This window comes from Streptomyces sp. AC558_RSS880, assembly GCF_019049255.1.
Lineage (GTDB): Bacteria > Actinomycetota > Actinomycetes > Streptomycetales > Streptomycetaceae > Streptomyces.
The window spans coordinates 12,653-36,665 of sequence record NZ_JAGMUJ010000031.1 but is presented as its reverse complement, the minus strand read 5'-3'; the positions used below and the strand labels follow the sequence as shown (position 1 = coordinate 36,665).

17 protein-coding genes are annotated in these 24,013 nt (G+C 72.4%); 9 read left to right on the top strand and 8 right to left on the bottom strand.

Annotated elements, in window-relative coordinates; translation table 11 throughout:
* Nucleotides 1-393: 393 nt before the first annotated feature.
* Both KUM38_RS14005 and KUM38_RS14000 read left to right on the top strand, forming a co-directional pair.
* The gene (locus tag KUM38_RS14005; RefSeq protein ID WP_217129682.1) at nucleotides 394-858 is read left to right on the top strand and encodes a hypothetical protein; all 465 of its coding nucleotides are present in this window, start codon (nucleotides 394-396) and stop codon (nucleotides 856-858) included.
* A gap of 202 nt (nucleotides 859-1,060) precedes the next feature.
* Nucleotides 1,061-1,783: a dienelactone hydrolase family protein gene (locus KUM38_RS14000; RefSeq protein WP_217129681.1), complete on the top strand. Its 723-nt coding sequence runs from the start codon at nucleotides 1,061-1,063 to the stop codon at nucleotides 1,781-1,783.
* Nucleotides 1,784-1,823: 40 nt separating this feature from the next.
* Here the strand turns inward: KUM38_RS14000 and KUM38_RS13995 are convergent, their stop codons facing one another.
* From KUM38_RS13995 to KUM38_RS13980, 3 genes are all read right to left on the bottom strand, one after another.
* Entirely contained in the window at nucleotides 1,824-3,935 is a 2,112-nt protein-coding gene (locus KUM38_RS13995) for an acyltransferase family protein (RefSeq protein WP_217129680.1), read from the bottom strand.
* Between the two features lie 434 nt (nucleotides 3,936-4,369).
* Entirely contained in the window at nucleotides 4,370-5,236 is an 867-nt protein-coding gene (locus KUM38_RS13985) for an AraC family transcriptional regulator (RefSeq protein WP_217129679.1), read from the bottom strand.
* A gap of 564 nt (nucleotides 5,237-5,800) precedes the next feature.
* Nucleotides 5,801-6,568, bottom strand: a complete 768-nt coding sequence (locus tag KUM38_RS13980) for a TetR/AcrR family transcriptional regulator (RefSeq protein WP_217129678.1) — start codon at nucleotides 6,566-6,568, stop codon at nucleotides 5,801-5,803.
* Between the two features lie 233 nt (nucleotides 6,569-6,801).
* Between KUM38_RS13980 and KUM38_RS13975 the strand changes: the two genes are divergently transcribed.
* The 4 genes from KUM38_RS13975 to KUM38_RS13960 all read left to right on the top strand — a co-directional run bounded on the left by KUM38_RS13975 (nucleotide 6,802) and on the right by KUM38_RS13960 (nucleotide 11,104).
* On the top strand, nucleotides 6,802-9,045 hold the full coding sequence (locus tag KUM38_RS13975) for an MMPL family transporter (protein ID WP_217129677.1): 2,244 nt from the start codon (nucleotides 6,802-6,804) through the stop codon (nucleotides 9,043-9,045).
* A gap of 124 nt (nucleotides 9,046-9,169) precedes the next feature.
* Entirely contained in the window at nucleotides 9,170-9,457 is a 288-nt protein-coding gene (locus KUM38_RS13970) for a DUF4190 domain-containing protein (protein WP_217129676.1), read from the top strand.
* Nucleotides 9,458-9,719: 262 nt separating this feature from the next.
* Nucleotides 9,720-10,538 (top strand): SAM-dependent methyltransferase, encoded by an 819-nt coding sequence (locus KUM38_RS13965; RefSeq protein ID WP_217129675.1) that lies wholly within the window; start codon nucleotides 9,720-9,722, stop codon nucleotides 10,536-10,538.
* A gap of 56 nt (nucleotides 10,539-10,594) precedes the next feature.
* A complete protein-coding gene (locus KUM38_RS13960; RefSeq protein ID WP_217129674.1) occupies nucleotides 10,595-11,104 on the top strand; it encodes a glutathione peroxidase in 510 nt (169 codons plus the stop codon).
* A 139-nt stretch (nucleotides 11,105-11,243) separates the two neighbouring features.
* Here the strand turns inward: KUM38_RS13960 and KUM38_RS13955 are convergent, their stop codons facing one another.
* The 3 genes from KUM38_RS13955 to KUM38_RS13945 all read right to left on the bottom strand — a co-directional run bounded on the left by KUM38_RS13955 (nucleotide 11,244) and on the right by KUM38_RS13945 (nucleotide 13,576).
* Nucleotides 11,244-11,435, bottom strand: a complete 192-nt coding sequence (locus KUM38_RS13955) for a DUF397 domain-containing protein (RefSeq protein ID WP_217129673.1) — start codon at nucleotides 11,433-11,435, stop codon at nucleotides 11,244-11,246.
* Between the two features lie 227 nt (nucleotides 11,436-11,662).
* Entirely contained in the window at nucleotides 11,663-12,520 is an 858-nt protein-coding gene (locus KUM38_RS13950) for a helix-turn-helix transcriptional regulator (protein ID WP_217129672.1), read from the bottom strand.
* Between the two features lie 300 nt (nucleotides 12,521-12,820).
* A complete protein-coding gene (locus tag KUM38_RS13945) occupies nucleotides 12,821-13,576 on the bottom strand; it encodes a GPP34 family phosphoprotein (RefSeq protein WP_217129671.1) in 756 nt (251 codons plus the stop codon).
* 223 nt (nucleotides 13,577-13,799) lie between these two features.
* On the opposite strand from KUM38_RS13945, the gene KUM38_RS13940 reads away from it, so the two are divergent.
* The 3 genes from KUM38_RS13940 (at nucleotide 13,800) to KUM38_RS13930 (ending at nucleotide 20,173) form a co-directional block, all read left to right on the top strand.
* On the top strand, nucleotides 13,800-16,433 hold the full coding sequence (locus KUM38_RS13940; protein WP_217129670.1) for a D-alanyl-D-alanine carboxypeptidase: 2,634 nt from the start codon (nucleotides 13,800-13,802) through the stop codon (nucleotides 16,431-16,433).
* A gap of 110 nt (nucleotides 16,434-16,543) precedes the next feature.
* A complete protein-coding gene (locus tag KUM38_RS13935; RefSeq protein WP_217129669.1) occupies nucleotides 16,544-18,391 on the top strand; it encodes an MFS transporter in 1,848 nt (615 codons plus the stop codon).
* Nucleotides 18,392-18,610: 219 nt separating this feature from the next.
* Entirely contained in the window at nucleotides 18,611-20,173 is a 1,563-nt protein-coding gene (locus tag KUM38_RS13930) for a sodium:solute symporter family protein (protein WP_217129668.1), read from the top strand.
* Nucleotides 20,174-20,186: 13 nt separating this feature from the next.
* Here KUM38_RS13930 and KUM38_RS13925 read toward each other — a convergent pair whose 3' ends face one another.
* Nucleotides 20,187-21,305: an ADP-ribosylglycohydrolase family protein gene (locus KUM38_RS13925; protein ID WP_217129667.1), complete on the bottom strand. Its 1,119-nt coding sequence runs from the start codon at nucleotides 21,303-21,305 to the stop codon at nucleotides 20,187-20,189.
* 139 nt (nucleotides 21,306-21,444) lie between these two features.
* On the bottom strand, nucleotides 21,445-23,946 hold the full coding sequence (locus KUM38_RS13920) for a tetratricopeptide repeat protein (RefSeq protein ID WP_217129878.1): 2,502 nt from the start codon (nucleotides 23,944-23,946) through the stop codon (nucleotides 21,445-21,447).
* Between the last annotated feature and the right edge of the window lie 67 nt (nucleotides 23,947-24,013).

Sequence of the window (24,013 nt, the reverse complement as noted above, 5' to 3'; positions counted from 1 at the left end):
CGCCGGCGTCTCCGAAATCGTCCTCCGTCGACCGGCCCCAGCCGGAACGGATCCAGCACACATGAGGCCGGGAAGCCCCGTGAACACACGAGAACCACGGAGGAGTGCTTTCCCAGGCCAGGCAACCTGAAGCGAGCGTTTCCGCAGGTCGCAGACCCGTTCGGAGAAAACTCCTCAAGCGGGTGTCGCAGGTTCGGGTCCTGCCGGGGCGCGGAGAGGAGGGCCGGATCGGGAGGGGTTCCCTCTCGGGACGGCCCTTCGTCGTGTCCAGGCATCGGACCACCGGACCCCTCACCCAGCCCGGTACGGGTCGCCACCACAGGGGGAGAGCGTGTCGGCATCGGAGTCGGGCAACAGCCCGCGCCGGACGGCGATGCGTGATCAGCTTGAGATGTGGAGACCATCATCGCCAGCGGCATAGCCGTCTTGGGAACTCTGCTCGGTTCGGGGATCACCCTGGCGTTCCAGCAGCGCACCACCGACAGGAGCCACCAGTTCGCCCGCCGCGAGAAGCTGCGACAGGAACGGCTCGACGCCTACTCCGCCTACGCCGGCGCACTGGTCAACTACCGCCGCTGCCTCGTTCACCTCTGGTTCTGCGAGCACGAACAACCACCGCCCGAGGACCCCGACACCGTGCGGATCCGTGCCTACGACCTGCGCTTCAACGCCCAAGAGGCACTGTTCCGGGTGCAGATGCTCACCGATGACGAGACGCTGAGCCGGGCCGCGGAGGACGTGCTGGCAGACGTCACGGCGCTGTCCAGGACGGACAGCAGAACCGAACTCGACGATGCCAGGGTACGGACCCGTGACGACATCAACCGACTGGTCGGAGCAGCCAAGCAACACCTCTGAGGGGCCCCGTCGTCGCCGGGTCCGCGTCGAAAAACGTTTGCGGGCCGCGGCGTCCACGGCTACGTTTCCGGAGGCCGTGCGAGAGAACGAGGAGGTGGTACCCGTGAACGCAGTATCGGCATGGGTGCTCCTCTCCGAGGTCACGGCCGGGCGACAGGTCGTCCGGGAGCGCCGTTTCTGAGCACTCCCGAAAGGCACGACCATGCGATTCACCTCCGAGCAACGCCTCGACGACGGCGTCCTCGAGCGCGAGTTCACCCTCGGCGAGATCCCCGGCACCCTGTGGACGCCTGAGTCCGCGGCACCGGCTCCGCTGATCCTGATGGCCCACAACAACGGCCTGCCCAAGGGGGACTCCCGGCTGGTGGCCCGGGCCCGGATCACCGCGGCGGGCGGCTACGCGGTGGCCTCCGTCGACGCCGCCGGGTGCGGTGACCGGCCCCGTTCCGCCGCCGACGAGCAGGCCCGCGCCGAGTTCCGCCGGGCGATGCGGGCCGGCGAGCCGGTCGACGGGATCTTCGAGTCCTTCGTCGGCCCGCTGGTCGAAAAGGCGGCCCCGGATTGGCGTACCACCCTGGACGCCCTCCTCTCGCTGCCCGGGATCGGCGGCCCGGTCGGATACTCCGGGTGGATGGCCCTGGGCATCCGGCTGGCGGCGGTCGAGCCGCGCATCGTGGCCGCATGCTTCTTCGCCGGGGGCTATGTGCCCCGCGCCCAGCGCGAGGAGGCCCGGCAGGTGACCGTTCCGCTGCTGATGCTGCTGCAGTGGGACGACGAGGGGAACCCACGGCAGCGGGCCCTGGACCTGTTCGACGCCTTCGCCGGCGAGGAGAAGACGCTGCACGCCAATTCGGGCGGGCACACCGGCACCCCGTGGTTCGAGCTGGAGGACAGCAAACGGTTCTTCGGCCGGCACCTGAAGTGAGGCCGGGCCGCCAGGCCGGCGGCAGGGCGGCCCGGCGTGCTCAGCCCGTGCCGAGGAGGCGGTCCAGCGCGGGGGCGAGGACCGGGGTGAGGGCCTCGGCGTAGGCCTCGGAGAGGTGGCTGTCGTCGCGGTAGACGGCGGTGTCGCCGACGACGACGGGGCAGGTGCCGGTGCGGGGGGCGCAGACCCAGGGTTCGGGGTCGATGACCGAGGTGCCGGTCGCGGCGGCGGCGCTGCGGAGGGCGGTGTGGCGGGTCGCGTCGTGGATCGCGTCCGGCAGGTGGTTCGCGCAGGCGCGCAGGTGCAGGGAGTTCTTGGCGGCGCAGTCGACCGGGTCGCCCTTGGGCCACGGAGTGTCGAGCAGGACGGCGACGTGGGCGCCGGAGGTGCCGAGGTCCCGGAGGGTGTCCTCGAAGCCGGTGGTCCACTGCTGGAGGGGGTCGTCGGCGGGCTGGGCGGGGTCGCCCGCGTCCGAGGAGGAGACGACGACCAGTGCGGGGTGCAGGGTGCTGATCTTCGCGACGGCGTGGGAACGCCAGGTGTCGCAGGCCGTGTACGGCTCGTGGTCGCTGATGATGGTCACGTCGGCGACCTTGCAGGAGGCCTTCGTCAGCGAGACCAGCTTCCACCCGCGCGCTGTCGCGAGCCGCTGCAGGGCCGGGAACCACTGGGCCGCGTGGGAGTCGCCGAAGAGCACGACGGTCCGGGAGGACGCGGGGTCCCCGTAGACGCAGGACGGGGTCCGGGTGCTGTCGTGGTCGACGTGGCAGCCGTCCCGGTAGACCGCGGACCGGGAGGACTTCACCTTCGGCAAGGCCGGGGTGAGGTTGCTCGGCAGGCTGACGGGGGACGACGCCAGGAGTTCGGCCAGCCGCGTCTGCGGGTCCGGCGCGTCGGCCAGCGCCTCCGCCAGTACGGGCGCGGGCCCGCCGACCTCGATCGTCGGCGGTACCGCCGCCGCCGTCAGGGACAGCGCCGTGGCCCCCGCCGTCAGCCCGGCCCCGAGCGCCAGGGCCCGGCGGGGCCGCCCCCGGAACGCCCGGTGGAAGCGGACGGGGTTCTCGACGAGGCGCAGCGTCAGCCACGCCAGGCCCAGCGCCACCGCGCACAGCCCGAGCGCGAGCGGCACCCCGGCGGTGCCGTCCGTACGGCCCAGCGCCGCCGGGGCTATGACCAGCAGTGGCCAGTGCCACAGGTACCAGCCGTAGGAGAGTTCGCCGAGCCACACCAGCGGTCGCCGCCCGAGCAGCCACCCCGCGCCGTGCGGGGCGGGCGCGCAGCCGCCGGCCAGGACGAGCATGGTGCCGAGGACCGGCAGGAGGGCGTGGTGACCCGGGAAGGGCGTCCGGTCGTCGTACCAGACCGCCGCCAGCACGACGCAGACCAGGCCGAGCCAGGTCAGCGGGCCCGCGAGGGCGGCGGGCAGCCGTTCCAGCCGGGCGGTGGCCAGCGCCAGCAGCGCCCCGGCGCCGAGTTCCCAGCCCCGGGTGAGGGAGATGAAGTACGCCCAGGAGGGTGAGGAGTCGGTCATGAGGACGCTGACCGCGAACGACCCCAGGACCAGCGCTCCGAGCGGCACCACGACCAGCCGGCGCCGACCGCGGGCGGCCCGCCAGCCGAGCAGCAGGAGCAGCGGCCACACCAGGTAGAACTGCTCCTCCACGGCGAGCGACCAGAAGTGCTGGAACGGCGACGGCGGACTGTTCTGGGCGAGATAGTCCGTACCGGCCGCCGCCAGCCGGAAGTTGACCGCGTACAGCGCGCTGGCGAGGGCGTCGCCCGCGTACGCGGCGAGTCGCGCCTTCGACAGGAACAGCCACGCTCCGGCCAGTGTGACGGCGATGACCAGGGACGACGCGGGCAGCAGCCGCAGCGCCCGGCGGGCGTAGAAGGCGCGGATCGACACGCGGCCGGTGGCGGCGAGTTCACGCAGAAGCAGGGACGTGATGAGGAAGCCGGAGATCACGAAGAAGACGTCGACCCCGACGTAACCACCGCTGACCTGCGCCACCCCGGCGTGGGAGAGCACCACGAGCCCGACGGCCACCGCGCGCAGCCCTTGGATGTCGAGCCGTAAGGGGTGGCTTCCGCGCGGTGCGGATCTGCCGCTCGCTGGGACGGTACGGACCTCGGCGAGCGTGGTGCTCAGCATCAGGGGGTGGCTCCTCGTGGGGACTGGCATGGACCGACTACGCACTGTCCATCCGCCACCCGTGGTTCAGATGGCCATCTCCTCAACTTCACAAGAACTACGGCACTTACCTGTGCGTCACGCCTCACACCTTCGTCGGCGCGCTACCGGCCGCCGAAGTAGCAGGTCGGCGCGATGGCCAAGCACCTGGACGGGCGGGTCGCCGCCTTCCGCGACCGGCCCCTGGACGCCGGCCCGTACGCGTTCGCCCGGATCGACGCGATCGGTGCGTGTTGCCCGAGGCCCCTCCGAAGGGAGCGCTGGTTCCCTTGGTCGAGGTTGATGCTCCCGGCCCCGCGTCGGGTGCGGGACGAGGTGCGGTGGTCCGCCGCGCCTCGTCCCGCCGCCGGCGTCTTCTTCCTCGCCGCCCCGGCATCGGCCCGGTGCCGTCGGCTTCAGGCGCGTTCCCGTTCCACCGGGAGCCACAGTTCGGCGTCGGCCTCGGTCCCGTCCGGGGAGAGGGTGGTGCGCAGGATCTCGGGGCCGGGGCGGCTGCGGTACGGGTTGGACGGGAACCACTGGGTGAACACGTCCCGCCACAGCTCCTGGATGGCCTGCGGGGCCGGTCCGGAGGTGGTGAAGACCGCCCAGGTGCCGGCCGGGACGGAGAGCGCCGTGGTGCCCTCGGGGGCGGCCGCCGTCGTGATCACCCCGTGGTAGTAGTCGAGTTCGGTGCCCTCGGCGCGGCTCGGGTCCAGGTCGTCACAGACCGCGACGATGCCCTGCGGCTCCTGGTCCGACAGCTTCTCCAGGCGTTCCCGCGTCTGCGGGCCGATCCCGCGGACGAAATCGATGATCGCCTGGTTCGGTCCCGTGTGCACCAGTGGCACCCGGGCCTTGGGTCCGACGACGGTGAAGTCGGGCTTGTCCACTACGCGATAGCGCATGCTGCTGCTCCCTTCGACGGTGAGGCGGAAGGACAGCCGGGGCTGGGAGACGAGTGCGGCGCCGGTGCGCCGGGCCTCGCCCGGCCCGATGCCGTGCATGGCGCGGAACGCCCGGGCGAACGCCTCGCCCGAGCCGTAGCCGTAGCGCACCGCGACCTCCAGCAGGGACTCCCGCCCCGCGAGCACCTCGGCACCCGCGACCGTGAGCCGACGGCGCCGTACGTACTCCGACAGCGGCATGCCCGCGAGCGCGGAGAACATCCGGCGCAGGTGGTACTCCGAGGTGGCCGCGATGCGGGCCAGCTCGGTCATGTCGATCCGCTGGTCGAGACGGCCCTCGATGTACTCCAGGGTCTGGTTGAGACGCTCCAGCACTCCCGGTCTCCTTCCTCTTTCGCGCTCACCACGCTAGGGAGCGGACCCCCTCCCCGACCCGACATCCTGTGCCCGATCGGATCGGTCCTGGACGAGGGCCACGGAGGGGGACTCCTCCGTGCCGTACCAGGAGGAGCCGGCAAGCCGACACGTGCACACGTGCACATATCAAGGGCTTCGACGCCTTCCCCCGGTCCCGATGGACCGGAAGGTGTGCGGTGCCGCACGACGACGTGGGCACCGCCCGGGGGATCCGCTCCTGGGGCCACGTGGTGCCGGGCCGTGGCGGTCAGCGTCGGCGACGCGGCAGCGATCCGACGGCCAGGCCGGCGCCCAGGCCGATCAGGGCGCCGGCCGAGGTCCTCCGGCGGCGCGCCGTCCCCAGCGCCTTGGCCACCCGGCGGGCCACCGGTGGTGTCGGCCCTGGACGATGACGGGCTGTCAGGTCGATCACCTCCGTACCGGCCCGCCCCTGTGGCCGGACCGGGCCCGGGCAGCCTGCTTCCAGCCGTTGCCCCGGATCGTGTGCGGAACGGCCCGGACCACGCGGTGCCCGTCATGCGGTCATCCGGCCCGTCCGTCGGGTCGTCCGACGCCGGTTCGCTCTGGGGGGATGCGGCGGTGGATGTCCGCGAGGAGGTCGCGCATCGCCATGCGGAAGATCTCGGCCTGGTGGCCGTCCATGAAGGAGGTGTGGCCGAACACCTCCAGGACGACGAGACCGTGCATGTGGCCCCATCCGCTCAGCATGAGCACGGTCGCGGGGGCCGGCAGTGCCGGCGCGCCGTCCGGTGGCAGGGCTTCCAGATGCGCCCGGAGCGGGGGTGAGAGCGTGCGGGTGTCGGCGGCGGCGAGCTGCTCCTCGGTGAACCCGTCGAACAGCACGCGCTGGAAGACCTCGCTCATCCGGCGCATCGCGCGGGTGGTCGGGCCCTCGGCGGGTGCCGCGTAGTCGCGCAGTGGTGTTCCGTACAGGAGCTGGAACAGTTCGGGGTGGGCGATGGCCCAGCGGCGGTAGCCCTCGGCCGCGGTCACGAACCGCGGCACCGCCGGGTCGTCCGGCGCGGTGTCGGCCGCGGTCCGCACGGCGTCGGCCAGGTCGTCGTACGCCTTGGCGATGAGCACCGTGACGAGGGCGTCCCGGTTCGGGAAGTAGTGGTAGAGCGCCTGGACGCTCATGCCGAGGCCCCGGGCGACCGCCCGCAGGGACAGGGCCGCGGGGCCGTGTTCGGCGATGTGGTGCTCGGCGGCGTCCACGATCTCCCGGGTGGCGACGGCCCTGCGGCGCTGGCGCAGCGTGAGCGGGGCCGTCGGGTGTTCGTCTGCGGGCATGGGGTGACCCTACGACGGAAATCCGCGGCCCGGTCGGAAAATCTGACACTGTCAGAAAAACTTCCTTCTGCTCAACAAGTCGTCGTCTCACTAACGTCGTTCGCGGCGACGAGGAGTGCGACACGCACCCGTCCGCACGGGGCGGGTGCCCCTGCGGGGCACCGCGCCGGGTCCCCCGCGCATCCGGCCGACACGCGTCGTCTTCACCTCTTCCGACACCAAGGAGATCGCACGTGTTCGAACGTTTGGCCGAATTTACGATTCGACGATCCCGGCTGGTCCTCGTCGTCGCCGTCCTGGCGGTGGCCCTCATGGGCGTGCTCGGCGCCGGCGCGTTCGGCAAGCTGCTCGGTGGCGGCTTCGACGACCCCGCCTCGGAGTCCACCCGGGCGGCGGAGGTCATCGACGAGAAGTTCGGCGGTGAGACGAACCTGGTCCTGCTGGTCCGGGCCTCCGACGGCCGGGTCGACGCTCCCGCCGCCCGGCGGAGCGGGCAGGCCCTGACCGCCGACCTGGAGGAGGACGAGAGGCTCACCAACGTCGTCTCGTACTGGGAGTCGGGCAGCGACGACCTCCGCTCCCGGGACGGCCGCGAGGCCATGGTGCTCGCCCATGTGACGGGCGACGAGACGCGGCAGCGGGAGCACGCCAAGGAGATCATCGACGCCTACACCGGGACGTACGAGGACGTCCTCACGGTCCGGGCCGGAGGCGGGGCCGCCGTGGGCAGCGACTTGTCGAAGCAGGTGGTCGACGATCTGGTGCTGGCCGAGGCCATCGCCGTACCGCTCACCCTCGTCCTGCTGCTGTTCGTCTTCGGCAGCGTGGTCGCGGCCCTGCTGCCGCTGGTCATCGCCCTCGTCGCCATCATCGGCTCGTTCGCCCAGCTCTCCCTGCTCGCGAGCGTCACCGACGTCGCCGACACCGCGACCAACCTCACCACCGCCCTCGGCCTCGGCCTCGGCATCGACTACGCCCTGCTGATGGTCAGCCGCTTCCGGGAGCAGCTCGCGGCGGGGGCGAGCGTGGACGACGCCGTCCGGCGCACGGTGAGCACCGCGGGCCGGACGGTCGTGTTCTCCGCCGCGACCGTGGCGGCGGCGCTCGGGGCGCTCCTGGTGTTCCCGCAGTACTTCCTGCGCTCGTTCGGCTTCGCCGGGGTCGGGGTCGTCGCCGTCGCCGCCGTCGGCACCCTGTTCGTCATGCCGGCCCTGCTGACCGTCCTGGGGCACCGGGTCAACAGCGGGCGGCTGCCGTGGGCGAAGCCGGGGCGCTCCGGCACCCGGGCGCCGCTGTGGGGGCGGCTGGCCCGTACCGTCATGCGGCGGCCCGCGCTCACCACGCTTCCCGTGCTCGCGGTCCTGCTGCTGGCGGCGAGCCCGCTGCTGGGCATCACCTTCGGCACGTCGGACGAGCGCGTGCTGCCCGAGGACGCCGAGAGCCGCCGGGTCGCCACCGTCCTGCGGGAGGACTTCGGCGGCAGCGAGGACTCGGCCCTGCACGTCGTCATCGACGAACCGGTGGGCGGGGCGCCGCTGGCGGCGTACGCCGTCGCGCTGTCCGGGGTCGAGGGGGTCGTCCGCGTCGAGACCAGTGCGGGCGGCTACGCCGGGGGGCGGTCCACGGCGGCCGGTCCCGGCGACGCCGCGCTCGGCCGTGACGACGCGCAGCGGATCACCGTGGTGAGCGGCCTGGTGCCGAAGTCGGACGCGGCCCAGGACCTGGTGGAGGACGTCAGGGCGGTCACCCCGCCCGCGGGGGCGCATCCCCTGGTGGGTGGTGTCGACGCCCAGCTGGTCGACTCCAAGGACTCCATCGGCGGCCTGCTCCCGGTCGCCGTCGCGCTGGTCGCCCTCACCACCTTCCTCCTGCTCTTCCTGTTCACCGGGAGTGTGGTGCAGCCGCTGCGCGCGCTGGTCCTGAACCTGATCAGCCTGGGCGCCACCCTCGGCGTCATGACCTGGATCTTCCAGGACGGCAACCTCTCCTCCCTGCTCGGTTTCACCGCGCAGCCGATGGAGGTGGCGATGACGGTGCTGATGTTCTGCATCGCCTTCGGCCTGTCGATGGACTACGAGGTGTTCGTCACCAGCCGCATCAAGGAACTCCACGACGCGGGCGAGGACAACGAGTCCGCCGTCGCGGGCGGACTCGGGCACACCGGGCGCATCGTCAGCGCGGCGGCCTGCCTGCTCGCGGTCAGCTTCTTCGCCTTCGGCACCTCGGAGATCAGCTTCATGCAGATGTTCGGCCTGGGCAGCGGGCTGGCCGTCCTCATCGACGCCATCGCCGTACGCGGCGTCCTCGTCCCCGCGGCGATGCGCCTGCTCGGCCGCTCGGCCTGGTACGCGCCGCCCTTCCTCCGCAGGTTCCACGACCGGTTCGGGCTCAGCGAGGGCGGGCCCGCGGCCGCCCCGGCGCCGGTGGCGGTGGCGGTGGCGGAGTCGACGTGTCCGAAGGACTCGACGAAGGTCTGACAGGGCGCGCGTCGTCCGGCCGGCCGGCATGGGAGCGCGGCAAGGGGGCATTCGGAACAGGCAAGTCAAGAGTGAGGAAACTAGGGCCCGTTCGGTCCGTGCAACCGACAACCGGGAGTATCCAATGACGAGTTACGGCAGCTCTTCCGCCGCGTCCTCCGGCTCGCGCACCAACGGCCTGGCGATCGCGAGCCTGTGCTGCGGCATCATCGGACTGTTCTTCCTGAACATCGTCCTGGGCCCGCTGGCCATCGTCTTCGGCGCCGTCGCCCGCCGCCAGGCGGCGGCCGGGAACGGTGCCGGGATGGCGAAGGCCGGCATCGTCCTCGGCATCGTCGACGTGGTCCTGTGGATCGTGCTCCTGATCGTCGCCGCGAACAACGGCGGGTTCAGCTGGTACGTGGGCGGCTGACGGCCCCGCGGGAGGACGAGTTCGCACGTGCGGGTGGGCACCGGGTGCTCACCCGCACTCCCCTGTGCGGCCGCGGTCACGGAAACCGGCGGACCGGCCGGTGCGGGCGCGCTCAGCCGTGCGGCGCGCGGTGGGCCGAGACCGCGCCGGGGTGCGGGGGGACGCCGCCGGTGCCGTCGGGTCTTCCAACTCCCAGCGGGTGATGGCCGGTTCGCCTAGGTTGAAGGCGACCGGCCATCGACCGTTCCCAGGAGGATCGCCCGTGTCCGAGGACATCACCCAGGACAGTTCCGGTTTCGCGGCACATGCCCGGATCGACACGACCAGGCCGCACTCGGCGCGGTTCTGGAACTACTTCGTCGGCGGGAAGGACCACTACGAGGTCGACCGGGAGATAGGCGACCAGATCAAGGGGATCTTCCCCGGGCTGGTCGACGTGGCGCACACCAGCCGGCGGTTCCTGGGGCGGGCCGTCCGGTACCTCGCCGGCGAGCAGGGCGTACGGCAGTTCCTGGACGTGGGCACGGGGCTGCCGACCGCCGACAACACGCACGAGGTGGCCCAGCGCGTCGCCCCGGACTCCCGGATCGTGTACGTCGACAACGACCCGATCGTCCTCGTCCACGCGAACGCCCTGCTCACCAGCACACCCGAGGGGAGGACGGCGTACCTCGACGCCGACCTGTACGACCCCGAGTCCGTGCTGCGGGCCGCCGCCGGGACGCTCGACCTGTCCCGGCCGGTCGCCCTGGTGATCCTCAACACGCTCGGCCACGTGGCCGACTACGGGCAGGCCCGCGACCTGGTGCGCCGGCTCATGGCGGGGCTCCCCCCGGGCAGCCACCTGGTGATCAGCGACAGTACGGCCACCAGCGAGGGCATGATCGCCGCGTCCGAGGCGTACAACTCCAGCGGTGCCGTGCCGTACCACGTGCGCGGCGTCGACGAGATCGCCGGGTTCTTCGACGGGCTGGAGCTGGTGGAGCCGCGCGTCGTACGGGTGCCGGAGTGGCGGCCGGACGGGGACGGCGACGGCGCGGCGCCCGTGGACGCCTACGGCGGTGTGGGCCGCAAGCCCTGACCGCCGGCCGACGCGACGACCGGGGCGCCGCGCGCCGTGGGGTTAGGCTCGCGCTCATGACGACTGCAGAGAACGACGGCACCTCTCCCCTCGACGTCGAGATCGGCGCGCTGAACGGCGGCTCCGCCTCGCTCGACCAGTACGCGGGACGGGCCGTGCTCGTGGTGAACGTGGCCTCCAAGTGCGGGCTGACCCCGCAGTACGCCGGTCTCGAGCGGCTGCACGAGCGGTACGCGGAGCAGGGCTTCACCGTGCTCGGCGTGCCCTGCAACCAGTTCCTCGGGCAGGAGCCGGGCAGCGCGGAGGAGATCGCCGAGTTCTGTTCGGCGACGTACGGCGTGACCTTCCCGATGACCGAGAAGGTCGAGGTCAACGGGGAGGGGCGGCACGCCCTGTACGAGCGGCTGACCGGGTTCGCCGACGCCGAGGGGCACAGCGGGGACATCCGCTGGAACTTCGAGAAGTTCCTGATCGGGCGGGACGGCGAGGTCGTCGCCCGGTTCGCGCCGCAGACCGAGCCGGAGTCGGCGGAGGTCGTGGCGGCGGTGGAGAAGGCGCTCGGCTGACCGCTCCGCGGAGAACGACGGGCCGAGCCGAGAGGGTGCGGGCCGAGCCCTCTCGGCCAGGACGGCGAACTGTCGAGAGGGCCCTGTCGGTGGTGCTCGTGCCGGTCCGGCGTCGCCCGGTGGGCGGTCGCCGGACCGGTCAGCCCTTGACCGAGGCCACGAAGGCGCTCCACGCGTCCGCGGGGAAGGCCAGCTTCGGACCCTCGGGGACCTTGGTGTCCCCGAGTTCCAGCGCCGCCCCGGTGGTCGACCGGACCATCACGCACGCGCCGTTGTTGTTGGTGTAGGAGGACGTCGTCCACGTTTCCGTGGCGCCCAGACGAATTGCCATGTTCGCTCCGTAGCCAGATGCTGAGTTGCTGTCACCGGCCTGCGCGTTCCGGCGTGGACCCGCAGAACGGATTTTGCCAACCCTCACGGGGTGGTTGGCGTGATCGACGCTACTCGCCACCCTCTTCTTCCGGAGCAGCCGTTCACTCGACCGGGTGGCATATACCAGGTGAGACTTCCAGCCCAACCTGTCAGCGGTGTACCATCCCGCCGCCTCCCGGCCGATGTTCAGCGCGCGTAGTCCTTCGCGAGGCGCTCGACGAGCTGCCGGGACTGGTCCACGTTCAGCGACTGGGCCCGCAGGTGCTCGTACATCACCGTGTACTTCTGCACGTCGTGCGGCTTCTCCAGGTACAGGTCGCTGGTGACGCCCTCGATGTAGACGACGCTGGAGTCGGCCGCGTCGGCGAACTCCAGGATCGAGTACTGGCCGTTGATGCCGGCGTGCGCGCCGACCTCGAACGGCAGCACCTGCACGGTGATGTGCGGCAGCTGGGACAGCTCCATGACGTGCTCCAGCTGTTCCCGCATCACCTGACGGCTCCCGACGACCCGGTGCAGCGACGCCTCGTCCAGCACCACCCACAGCCGCAGCGGGTCCTTCTCGGCGGTGATCCGGCCCTGCCTGCGCAGCCGGACCTCGACCCGCTTGTCGTTGTCCTGCTCGGACGACTCCGGCGAACCGCCCTGGACGATCGCCTCGGCGTACGCGCGGGTCTGCAGCAGACCGGTGATGATCTGGGGTTCGTAGACACGGAGCGACTCCGCGTCCGTCTCCAGGCCGATGTAGACGCTGTACGGGATGTCGCCGAAGGCGTGCCACCAGCCCTGCTGGCGCGAGTCCTTGGCCATCTGCATCAGCGACTCGACGATCCGCTGGTCCTCCACCTCGTAGACCCCGCACAGATCGCGGACGTCACGCTGGCTGATGCTGCGCCTGCCGTTCTCCAGGCGGCTGATCTTCGACTGCGACACCAGCAGCCGTTCCGCCACTTCCTCGGCGGTCATGCCCTTGACCTCGCGGAGCCGGCGCAGCTCCTGGCCCAGCCGGCGCCGCCTGACGGTGGGATTGACATTGGACGCCACGGGACGTGCACCTCCGGCTGCGTGCCTCGTACTTGCCACTTTGCGTGTCTGCTGTGGAGCAGACTGCCACCAAGGTGCTTCCTACCGCTGGGAAACGGTGGATATACGACGGGTACACGCCACTTCACGATGTGGTGGCGGGTGTCGGTGCGCGACGGCACCGGACGCGGGTGCGCCGAGCGGGGTGGGGAGAACCCGTGTGTTCTCCCCACCCCGCTCGGACTGCGGCTCCCGTGACCGGGTCTGTCGGCCGCGGATCCACAGGCCGTGCCGTGCCGTTGGCCCCGGGGGACGTACGGCTCAGTGGGCCGCGGCGCGTGCCATGGATCCGCGGTGCGGTTGCGCCGGAACGCCTCGGGCGGGTTCCGGTGCGCCCCGGCCGCCGGCGGGGGCCTGCCGGCCTGCCGGAGCGGGGCTGCGGCGCGGCTGGGCCGCCACGCCGTTCTGGACGTCCATCACGGCGTGCGCGACGAGTCCGCCCATCGGGTCGTGCCGGATCAGATCCCGCAACCGGGAACGCGAGGAGCGTCCCTCGTTCCCCGGGTACAGGTGCTTGCCGAGGCCGACCGCGTGCGCCAGTGCGGCGAGCGCCGCGGTCCGCGGGTCCGGCGGGACGCCGGTGCGGATCGCGGAGTCCAGCCGGGCCCTGATCTCCCGGCTGATCTCGGTGTCCGTCGCCTGGTAGCGAGTCGTCGGCAGCACCCCGCACATCTGTCCGGCCACGGCGTGCACCATGCCGCACCGCTCCAGATGCGAGAGGTAGGTCTGGCGCAGCCCGAGACGCGGCCCGCCGATCCAGTGGACCGCCCGTACCGGAGCGCCGCGCCTTCGCAGCAACTCCAACGCGCAGTCCAGTGTTGGGTCTCCAGTCGGCCGTGGCACCACCACGGCGATACGATCCCCGTCTGGGGCTATCCGTCCGGCCAGCGCCAGCTCCACTAGCTGCGCTCCGGCCAGACCCAGGTCGAGCGACTGCGGCTGTGCAGTGGTACCCGTGGTCGGGTCCAGTGCCAGCAACAGAAGCTCCTCCGGAAGTGTTCTGCGGCTCCTGCCCATCCATGCCTCCCCGCGTGGATGAATGACAGGGTGACCCCTCTCACATTGGTCTGTCGAGGGTGCGTGACCGGTTCGTAGTGGAACCAGTAGGTATGTCGTTCTCGTCTACCGCGTGGGGGAAGCCCGCACACAGGACACTGGTACATGGTTCGGACAGTGTCGTGGAGCACTGTCGCGGGCGGGCGGTTCACGGTTCGGTTGGCGCACGCGAGGCGTGCGGCGCATGGAGGAGGCATCGGTGGCGGGCGAGTCCCCCGACAGGTCGAAGCAGCGCGAGTCGTCGGCAGAACCGACGTCGGGGAGCGGGGGTCCGGTTCCCGGGAAGCGGGATCCCCGGTTGGCGGTGAGTCGCGAGACCGAGCCCTCCGAGGGCCACGGGAACGTCGACACGGCCACCCGTGTGCTGTCCACGCGTGACGGCGCACCCGCCGGCGAGGGTGGCGAGTCCGGCCGCCTGCGCGAGGCGGTGGCCACGTGGGTCCGCCCGGCGGAACCGGACGAGGACCCGGACGGGGCGGAGGGCGGCACCGGGGGTGCCGCCGGCGAGGCGGAGGACGCCTCCGGGGCCGGTGCGGCCGCGAGCACGCCGGTGTCCGGCGCCTCCGGCGCCCAGGACGGGCCCGGGACGGAACCGGAGCCCGGCCGGGCGGACACCGCGGGCGAGGACGCTCCCGAGGACGCGACGGACGCCTCCCACGACCAGGACGGCCCCGAGGACGCCGGGAGCGGGACGCCCACCGCCACGGCCGACGCGCCCCGCGACGAGGAGGAGTCCGAGGACGCCGCGCAGGCCACCTCCGGGACCGCCACGGACGCGCACGCGCCGAAGGCCACGGTCGACGCGCCCCGCGACGAGGAGGGGCCCGAGGACGCCACTGACGCCGGGACGGACGCGAACGCGCCCAGGACCGGAGCCTCCACGGGCGACGCGCCCCGCGACGACGACGGGCCCGAGGACGCCGCGCAGGACGTGCCGGGCGCCGGTGCGGAGAAGAGCGGCATCACCGGGGCCGCCGGTGCGGCGAAGGGCGCGGCCCCGGGCGAGGAGGGCCCCGAGACGGGTTCACCCGAAGGCGACGGCGGGAAGCCGGCCGCGGGTCCGGTCCCCGGGGCCCGGGGGGCGACCGACGACGCCTCCGCCGAGGACGACGACCGGCACGACGAGGACGAGCCCGAGGACGGGCCCGGGGACGGGCCCGGGGACGGGCCCGGGGACGGGCCCGGGGACGGGCCGGCGGCGGATGACGCCCCCGGGGCCGGCACCGCGGGTGGCGGGGCGAAGGACGAGGGCCAGGAAGGCCGGCCGAAGGCCGAGGGCCCCGTCGACCAGCCCACCGCCGTGTTCCGGACCGGGCGGCCCTCCGCGCCGGCCGTGGACCAGCCCACCACCATGCTGAAGCTGGGCGGCGCGGGCCGCGCGACCGCGGCCGAGTCCGAGTCCGAGCGGACCAGCAAGTTCGTCGCGCTCAAGCGGGACGAGGACCTCGGCGTCCGCAAGCCTTCCGCCTCCCTCGCCGAGCCCACCGCCTCGCTCCCGCAGGTCGGCCCCGAGCGGACCACGCAGCAGCCGCTGCCGCCCAAGCCGCCGCTGGACCTGCTGGCCGAGCTGACCAACACCCCGCCGCCCCCGCAGACCCCGCTGCGGACGGCCGTGCGGCGGGTCAAGATCTGGGCGCCACTGCTCGTGCTCCTCGCGATCGTCTTTGCGATCGTGCAGGTCGTACGCCCGCTGCCGACCCCCACCCTGGCGCTCACCGCGGAGGACACCCACACCTTCGACGGCGACCAGGTGAAGCTGCCCTGGCCGGACGAGGGCCAGGGGTGGATGAGCGGCGACGGCATCGGCGCGATGGACCACTTCGGTGAGCAGAAGCCGGTCGCCATCGGCTCGGTCGCCAAGACCATGACGGCGTACATCATCCTGCGCGAGCACCCGCTGAAGCCCGGTGAGGAAGGCCCGAAGATCGAGATCGACGCGAAGGCGGAGAAGGAGGGCGGCTACGACAAGGACGGCGAGTCCACGCTCAACACCGTCAAGGCCGGCGACTTCCTCACCGAGAAGCAGGCGCTGTCGGCCGTCATGGTCCCCTCCGCGAACAACATCGCGCGTCTGCTGGCGCGTTGGGACGCGGGCTCCGAGGAGGCGTTCGTCAAGAAGATGAACGACACCGCCAAGGAGCTCGGGATGACCAACACGACGTACACCGACCCCTCGGGGCTGAAGGAGACCACCGTCTCCACCGCCGAGGACCAGACGAAGCTCGGCATCGCGGCCATGAGGATTCCGGCCATGGTGGCCATCACCAGCGCGGCCAGCTGGACGGACCCGACCGGGAAGTACTGGACCAACTACAACGAGCTGCCCTACACCATGGGCGCGATCGGCATCAAGACCGGCTCCACCACCAAGGCCGGCGGCAACCTGCTCTTCGCCGCCCGCAAGGAGGTGGGCGGTCAGGCGGTCATCGTCGTCGGCGCGATCCTCGGCCAGCACAAGGGCCCGTCGATCCTGAAGACGGTCAACGAGGTCAGCAAGCCCGCGCTGCGCGCCGCCCAGGAGGCGCTGACCTCGGCGAAGATCCTGAAGAAGGGCACTGTCGTCGGGTACGTGGACGACGGTCTCGGCGGCCGTACGCCCGTCGCCGTCACCGAGGACGTCAAGGCGGTCGGCTGGGCGGGCCTGTCGGTGAAGCTGACGTTCGCCGCGGAGGAGCTGCCGCACACGGCGGAGGCCGGCACGAAGGTGGGCACGCTCACCGTGGGTGACGGCACGAGCGGTGCCGTCAAGGTGCCGGTCGCCCTGCGGGAAGACCTCGTGGAGCCCGGCTTCACGGACAAGCTGACGCGTCTCGGCTGATCCGGGACCGTACGGAGCCGGCGGCCGCCGCCCACCCGGGCGACGGCCGCCGGACTGCGTGCTAGCGTCACGAAACGGGCAAGCAGACGGGATACGGGGAGTGCCTTCAGGTGGCCACAGCGGAGCCGACACGCGCCGACGACGCCGATCCGGACCCGGGATCCGGCCCGCGAATACCCGTACCCGGAGATCAGCGGCAGCGGCCTCCTGAGCAGCCGCACGGCGCCCCCGTGGCCGCCGTCCTCGCCGTGCGCGCCCGCATGCTGCGGCACCCGGTGCTGTCCGTCACCGCGCTCGCCGGCCTGCTGCACGTCGTCTGGTTCTTCACGTTCGCCAACAGCGGCGGCGATCTCGCCGCACAGGACGCGTGGGCGGAGTTCGTCGGCCGGCACCCGGACTCGGCGTACAACCTCGCCTGGTACGGCGGTATGCACCCGGTGTCGTACAGCGTGGTGTCGCCGTACCTGATGTCGGTCCTCGGCGTGCGGACGACGATGATGATCGCGGGCACGGTGTCGGCGGGGCTGCTGACGCTGGTGCTGATGCGCAGCCGGGAGGTGCGGAACCCCCTGTGGGCCGCGCTCGCGGGTGTGTTCGCGCTGCTGTGCAACGCGGCCTCGGGGCGGGTGACGTACGGGCTCGGCACGATGTTCGCGCTCGGCGCGGTCGCCGTCGTCTTCTGCTGGCCCCACCGGTGGCGCTACAAGCGGTGGGCGAAGGCCCTGTGCGCGGCCCCGCTGGCGGCGCTGGCCACCATGGCCTCGCCGGTCGCGGGCCTGTTCGTGGGCCTGGTGGCGGCGGCGCTGTTCCTGCAGAAGCGCCGGCCGGGCGCGTGGGCGCTGGGACTGGCGCCGACTGCGGTGGTGGCGGTGTCGGCCTGGCTGTTCCCGTTCTCGGGGACCCAGCCGATGGGCATCGGCTCGGTGGTCCTGCCGCTGCTGTACTCGATCCTGGTCTACGTCCTGGTCCCCGCGGACTGGAGGACCGTACGGATCACGGCCGCGGTGTACGGGCTGGGGATCGTGCTGGTCTGGCTGATCAGTTCGCAGATCGGGTCGAACATGACCCGGCTGGCGATGCTGTTCGGCGGGGTGGTGCTGGTGGCGGCGCTGCCGTTCGCGGTGCCGAAGACCCTCAAGTGGTACGCGATCGTCGTCGCCTTCGTCGGCTTCACCGGCTGGATCGGCTTCAAGACGGTCGACGACGTCGTGCACACCACGCCGCGCGCGTCCTGGGCGCGCGAGCTGGCGCCGCTGGTGAACGAGCTCCAGGAGGTCGGCGCCGGACGGGGCCGCGTGGAGGTCGTCCCGGCCCGCTCGCACCGCGAGGCGTCCGCCCTCGCCCCGTACGTCAACCTGGCCCGGGGCTGGAACCGGCAGGCCGACATGGAGCGCAACCCGCTCTTCTACGACGACACCCTCAACTCGGCGAACTACCACGAGTGGCTGAAGCGCTGGGGCGTGCACTTCGTGGTGCTGCCCAAGGACGAGCCGGACGGTGACGGCGGCCAGCGGGAGCGGGAGCTGGTGCAGCGCGGGCTGCCGTATCTGAAGCAGATCTGGGGCGACGCCAACTGGCAGCTGTTCGCGGTGGAGGCGCCGACCCCGCTGGCGGAGCCGAACACGGTGGTGGAGCGGGCCGAGCAGGGTGAGTGGACGCTGCGGGTGGAGAAGGCGGGCCGGATCCTGATCCGCGTCCCGTACTCGCCGTGGCTGGGCCTCGTCGACGCCGAGGGCGAGGCGCTGGAGCCTCCGCGGGAGACGGAGGAGTCCGAGGACCGTCCGGAGGGCGAGCCGAGGACGTACGAGAACGTCAACGGCTGCCTGATGGAGACGGAGGAGGACGCGAACGGCGACACGTGGACGACGCTGCTCGCGCCGAAGCCGGGGACGTACCGCCTGGCGGCTCCGTACAAGTGGGGGGAGCGGGGCACGCCCTGCCCGGACGAGCTGCGCTGACCCGGGGGTTCCGCCCCCTCCGGACTCGTTCATGACTGTGAACGCAGGTCAGCTAGTCGAACATTTTTACCTGCTCTTGACCTTACGCTTCCTTGTCGTGATCGCGCCATCACGCCCACGATGAGCGGGCACTTCGCGGCCTTCCTCGCCCCTACCCCGCTCAGGCGAAGTGCCAACCAGCTGAGTGGAGTTCACAAGGAAGACCCTGGAAGGGGGGACATGAACGGTCTCGACTGGGCGGTTCTCATCGGCTACTTCGCCGTGATGGTCGCCATCGGTGTCTGGTCGCACAAGCGGGTGGACAACGTCAGCGACTTCTTCACGGCCGGCGGCAAGATGCCGTGGTGGCTCTCCGGCATCTCCCACCACATGTCGGGGTACAGCGCGGTGATGTTCACCGGCTACGCCGGCATCGCCTACACCTACGGCGTGACGTCCTTCGTCACCTGGTCGTTCCCCATCGCCTTCGGCATCGCCATCGGGTCGAAGCTGTTCGCCCCGCGGATCAACCGGCTGCGCTCCCGGCTCCATGTGGCGTCCCCGCTGGAGTACCTGAAGAACCGCTACGACCTGAAGACGCAGCAGGCACTGGCCTGGTCCGGCATGTTGCTGAAGATCGTGGACGTGGGCGCGAAGTGGGCGGCCATCGCCACCCTGCTGTCGGTGTTCACCGGCGTCTCGCTCAACCAGGGCATCCTCATCACCGGCGTCGTCACGGCGATCTATTGCACCATCGGCGGCCTGTGGGCGGACGCGCTGACCGAACTCGGCCAGTTCATCATCCAGCTGCTGGCCGGCATCGCGATGTTCGTCGCGGTGGTGGTCGAACTCGGCGACCACGGGGGCTTCTTCGGGGCGTGGGACGAGCCGGAGCTCCAGGGTCACGGGGAGCCGCTGGTCGGACCGTACGGCACGATCTTCCTGCTGGCGTTCCTGTTCATCAAGCTGTTCGAGTACAACGGCGGCATGCTCAACCAGGCCCAGCGCTACATGGCCACCCCCAACGCCCGCGAGGCGGAGCGCTCGGCGCGGCTGTCGGCGGTGCTGTGGCTGGTCTGGCCGGTGATCCTGTTCTTCCCGATGTGGATGTCGCCGCTGCTGGTGGAGTCCCAGAAGGCGGACGGCTCCGACTCCTACGCCCTGATGACCGAGCAGCTGCTGCCGCACGGCCTGCTGGGCCTGGTCATCGTCGGCTTCTTCTCCCACACGATGGCCATGTGCTCCTCGGACGCCAACGCCATCGCGGCCGTCTTCACCCGTGACGTGGCGCCGGTGCTGTCGAAGAAGGCGCGGCTGTGGGGCGAGCGGTCCGGCCTGCTCGCGGCCCGGATCACGACGGTGGTCTTCCTCGGCCTGTCCATGGCCGTCGCGACGCAGGTCAACTCGCCGACCTTCAAGGACATCATCACGGTCGTCATCAAGTGGGTGGCCGGTCTGATGGGCCCGATCGCCATCCCGATGATGCTGGGTCTGCTGCGGCCGTTCCGCCGCTCCGGTCCGACCGCGGCGCTCACCAGCTGGGGTCTGGGCCTGCTGGCCTTCTGGCTGGTGAACTACCCGATCCACTGGGCCGTCGACGGCGGCGTGCCGCTGGAGTACCAGGTCTCCATCCCGCTGGCGGTCTCGCTGGTCCTGTACGTCCTGATCGGCTATGTGAAGCCGGAGGACACCCCGGAGCGGATGGCGATCATCGAACGCGTCAACACCGACGGCGACGACGACTCGGCCGCGGCGGCGGTCCCGTCACCGGCCCCGGTGAAGGACGAGCGCCTGTCGTCCTGAGGCCCGCGGAGGGTCAGGCCCCTCGCGGATAGCGCGCCAGCCACGCCGGGGACGAGCCCGCGGGCCCGTGCAGCGCGGGACCCTGGGTCATCTCCATCGCGAAGTCGTCGGCGAGTTCCAGGATCGTGGGACGGCCCTCCAGCTCGGCCAGCCAGGCCGGCGGGAGGGCCGTCTCGCCGTGCAGCGCCCCGAGCAGCCCGCCGGCCAGCGCCCCGGCGGCGGCGCTGGGACCGTCGTGGTTCACGGCCAGGCACAGCCCCTGCCGTACGTCCTCCCCCACCAGCGCGCAGTACACGGCAGCGGCGAGCACCCCTTCGGCGGTGGCGTTCCCGACCAGCTCCGTGACCCGTTCCGGAGTGGGTATCCCCTGCCGTACGGCGCCCAGCGCGTGCTGGAGCGCGTCCGACACCGGCTGATGGCCCGGCCGGGCGGCCAGCAGCGCGAGCGCCCGCTGCACCGCCGTGTCCAGGCTCTCGCCCCGGGCCAGCGCGTGCACGATCACCGCGTACGCGCCCGCCGCGAGGCAGGCGACCGGGTGGCCGTGGGTCTGCGCCGCGCACTCCACGGCGAGCTGGGCGACGAGCTGCGGCTCCCAGCCGACGAGCAGCCCGAACGGCGCGGACCGGGCGGCGGCCTCGGGCCCCGCCTCACCGGGGTTCTTGGGCGCCTCGGGCGTCCCCATCACCTCGTCCCCGAGCCCCAGCAGCAGCGGGCGGGCGGGGTTCCGGCGGGCGTACAGCCACTCCTCGCGCGCCAGCCACCCGTCGTCCTTGCGCCGTTCGTCCGGGCCCCAGTCCCGCTGGGTGGTGGCCCAGCGCAGATACGCCCGGTGCAGATCGGTCGGCGGGTGCCAGGCGCCGGTGTCGCGCCGTACCTGGGCGCGGATCAGGCCGTCCACGGAGAAGAGGGTGAGCTGGGTGTGGTGGGTGACGGCACCGCGCCGGCCGTGGGCGGGGGCGAGGTCGGCGAGACCCTCCGCGCCGTGCGCCTCCCGTATCCCGCCGGTCGTCACCCCGTCCACGGGCGCGCCCAGCGCGTCCCCGAGGGCGACCGCGAGCAGCGTCCCGCGCACCCGGCTGCGGAAGTCCTGCTGCTCGCGACGCCCCCACACGGGCCCGGCAGTACCGGTCACCACGACCTCCCAGGCACCGTCCGCTCGTACGACGCCCAGCACTGTAATCGAACGGGGACGGTCGGTTGAGGGGGCGGATCGGGATGCGGAGTGTGAGGAGTGTGAACCGGGTGATCGGAAGGGGGCGGACAGGGGGATTTCAGCCGTCCAGGTGACGTACGACCTCGTCGCGCCGGTCCCGCGCCCACGCGTAGGAGGGGCTGAGTTCCAGGGCGCGGTCCAGGTCGGCCAGGGCGTCCGCGGCGCGGCCGAGGTGGAAGCGGGAGACCCCCCGGCTCGCGTACGCCGACGCGTAGTCGGGGTCGAGGGTCAGGGCGACGTCGTAGTCGGTGAGGGCCTCCTCGTCCCGGCCGGCGGCACGCAGCGCGTCCCCGCGCTCGCAGTGGGCCCAGGGCGAGTCGGGCTGCAGGGCGACGGCGCGGTCGAGGTCGGTGAGCCGGCGTCCGGGTTCACCGAGCTCCCGCCAGACACGGGCCCGGCGGATCAGCGCCCAGGCGTAGTCCGGGTCGAGTTCAAGGGCGCGGTCCAGTGCGATGAGCGCGGCCGCCGGGGCGCCGAGGGCGAGACGGGTGGCGCCGAGGGAGGCCCAGGCGTAGGCGCGCCCCGGATCCAGGGTGAGCGCGTGGCGGAGGTCCCGCACCGCCGCGGAGTGCTGCCGCAGGACGCGGCGGTACTCCCCCCTCAGGGCGAAGAGACCGGCGTCCCGCGGCGCCAGCCGGATCGCGTACCGCAGCCGGGCGACGGCGCCCCCGTAGTCGCCCCGGGCCGCGGCCAGGACGGCCGCGCCGCGCTGGAGCCGGACGGCCAGGGAGGCCGGGAGCAGGGTGCCGGGGTCCGGGTCGGCGGCCCCGGGAACGTACGGCTCGGAGTCGGGGTCCGGGTCGCCGGTCCAGGGCACGTCGGCCTCGTCGGCCTCGTGGTCCTCGTCGTGCCGCCCCGCGTCGGCGCCCGGGGGGACCGGCCACAGACCCGGCAGCAGGTCGGCGTCGTCACCGACCACCAAGGGGCGGCGGTTCGCCCGGGCCTTCTTGACGGGTGGTTGGGGCAGCAAGCCCAACAGCCGGTCCAGGACGGCCGCCGGGCCGCCCTCCCCGAGCGCCTCGGACAGCTCCCGCCACCAGCCGGTCAGTGTCTCCAGGTCCGCGTCCCGGCCCGCGTCCTCCAGCAGCCGCACCCACCGCTCGGCCGCGGCCTCGCCCTGCTCGCAGGCCGCGATCAGATCCCCGACCACCGCCTGCGGCGCCCCGCGCTCCCGGGCGCACAGCAGGTGGTACGACTCGGCCAGCCGCAGTTCCCGCCACTCCGCGTCCGCCCACAGCTCCGCGGCGTCCCGCCCGGCCTCGGTCTCCTCCCGCCACCGGCGGAACGTCCCCGCCAGGTGGCGGTGCCGTTCCGCCCAGCCGCGCGGGGAGCGGGTGCGCTGCCACCGCAGCATCGGGGCGCGTACGACGTCGTGGTAGCGGAGCCGGGCCGCGCGTTCGTCGGTGAACGCCAGCCCGCTCAGCCAGTCGTACAGTTCGTCGCGCTGCTCCTCGGGGCAGTCGGCCGCCACCCGGAACACGTCCGCGTCCAGCCAGCGCGGCAGCGCGCCCCAGATCGCGGCGGCCCTGCGCGCGGGTTCGCGCTCCCACTTCAGGAACCGGTCCAGCGCCGTCGCGCTCGGGTCGTGGACGTCGTCGGGTCCGGCGGGCCGGGTCCCGGCGAGGGTGGAGACCAGGACCGGGAGGCCGCCGGTGAGCCGCAGGACCTCGGTGACGACCGGCTCCGCCGTGACGCCCCGGACGGCGAGGAGATTGCGTGTCTCCGCCTCGGTGAACGGTTCGAGCGGCACGACGGTCGTGAAGTCCGCGAAGCCGCCCCAGCGGGCGGTGTCGAAGGGACGCTGGCCGGCGGTCACCACCACGACGGTGGCGGGCAGGGCACCGTGCCGGCCGGTCGTCATCACGTCGTGCAGCCAGCCGTCGAGGAAGGGACCGGTCCGCTCGTAGGTGTCGAAGAACAGCACGATCCACGGCACCGAGGCGGCGGCGTCGGCGAGTTCCTTCGTCAGCACCGGGGTGAGGACGCTCTCCGGGGAGAGGACCAGCCGCACGTCCTCGTGGCTGCGGAAGCGGGCGCCGAGCCCGGAGCGCAACCGGTCGGCGCCCTGGGCGAGTTGCCCCGGATCGACGGCGCCGGCGAAGGCGCCGACGCCCGGGATGAGTCCGAGCCCGGCCAGTCCCGCCCGGGCCAGCGCCAGGCTGCCCGCCGACGGGCCGCCGGCGTCCGGCTGCGGGTCCAGTGCGGCGAGAGCGGCCAGCTCCGCCTCGTGGCGCCGTTCGCGGTGTGCGAGCAGGAGCTTGTCCAACTCCTTGAAGCGGTGCCCCTGGTCACCGGCCTGACGGCACACCGCGGCCAGCACCTCGGGCACGCTGCCCGCGCTCTCGTCGACGTACGCGGTCAGCGCCCCCCGTTCCCGGGCGATCTGCTCGAACTCCCGGACCAGGAAGGTCTTCCCGACGCCCGCGTCGCCGTGCACGTGGAACAGGAAGCGGTGCCGTTCCTCCTCGGGCGAGGTGTCGAAGTTCGTCCGGAACAGCTCGCGTTCGGCGTCGCGGGCCACGAGTCCGGCGCGTGTGCGCCGCTGGACGATCTGCTGCATCGACGACCGTGCCTGCGCCACGCGAACGTCTCCTCACCCCGGAACCCGACGCGCCCCATTCTCGCTC

Bases quoted from the DNA above. Each gene is read 5' to 3' on its own strand.
- KUM38_RS13995 (WP_217129680.1), bottom strand. From the start codon at position 3,935: ATGCTGAGCACCACGCTCGCCGAGGTCCGTACCGTCCCAGCGAGCGGC.
- KUM38_RS13980 (WP_217129678.1), bottom strand. From the start codon at position 6,568: ATGCCCGCAGACGAACACCCGACGGCCCCGCTCACGCTGCGCCAGCGC.
- KUM38_RS13930 (WP_217129668.1), top strand. From the start codon at position 18,611: ATGAACGGTCTCGACTGGGCGGTTCTCATCGGCTACTTCGCCGTGATG.
- KUM38_RS13920 (WP_217129878.1), bottom strand. From the start codon at position 23,946: ATGCAGCAGATCGTCCAGCGGCGCACACGCGCCGGACTCGTGGCCCGC.
- KUM38_RS14000 (WP_217129681.1), top strand. From the start codon at position 1,061: ATGCGATTCACCTCCGAGCAACGCCTCGACGACGGCGTCCTCGAGCGC.
- KUM38_RS13945 (WP_217129671.1), bottom strand. From the start codon at position 13,576: ATGGGCAGGAGCCGCAGAACACTTCCGGAGGAGCTTCTGTTGCTGGCA.
- KUM38_RS13955 (WP_217129673.1), bottom strand. From the start codon at position 11,435: ATGGCAATTCGTCTGGGCGCCACGGAAACGTGGACGACGTCCTCCTAC.
- KUM38_RS13940 (WP_217129670.1), top strand. From the start codon at position 13,800: ATGGAGGAGGCATCGGTGGCGGGCGAGTCCCCCGACAGGTCGAAGCAG.
- KUM38_RS13960 (WP_217129674.1), top strand. From the start codon at position 10,595: ATGACGACTGCAGAGAACGACGGCACCTCTCCCCTCGACGTCGAGATC.
- KUM38_RS13970 (WP_217129676.1), top strand. From the start codon at position 9,170: ATGACGAGTTACGGCAGCTCTTCCGCCGCGTCCTCCGGCTCGCGCACC.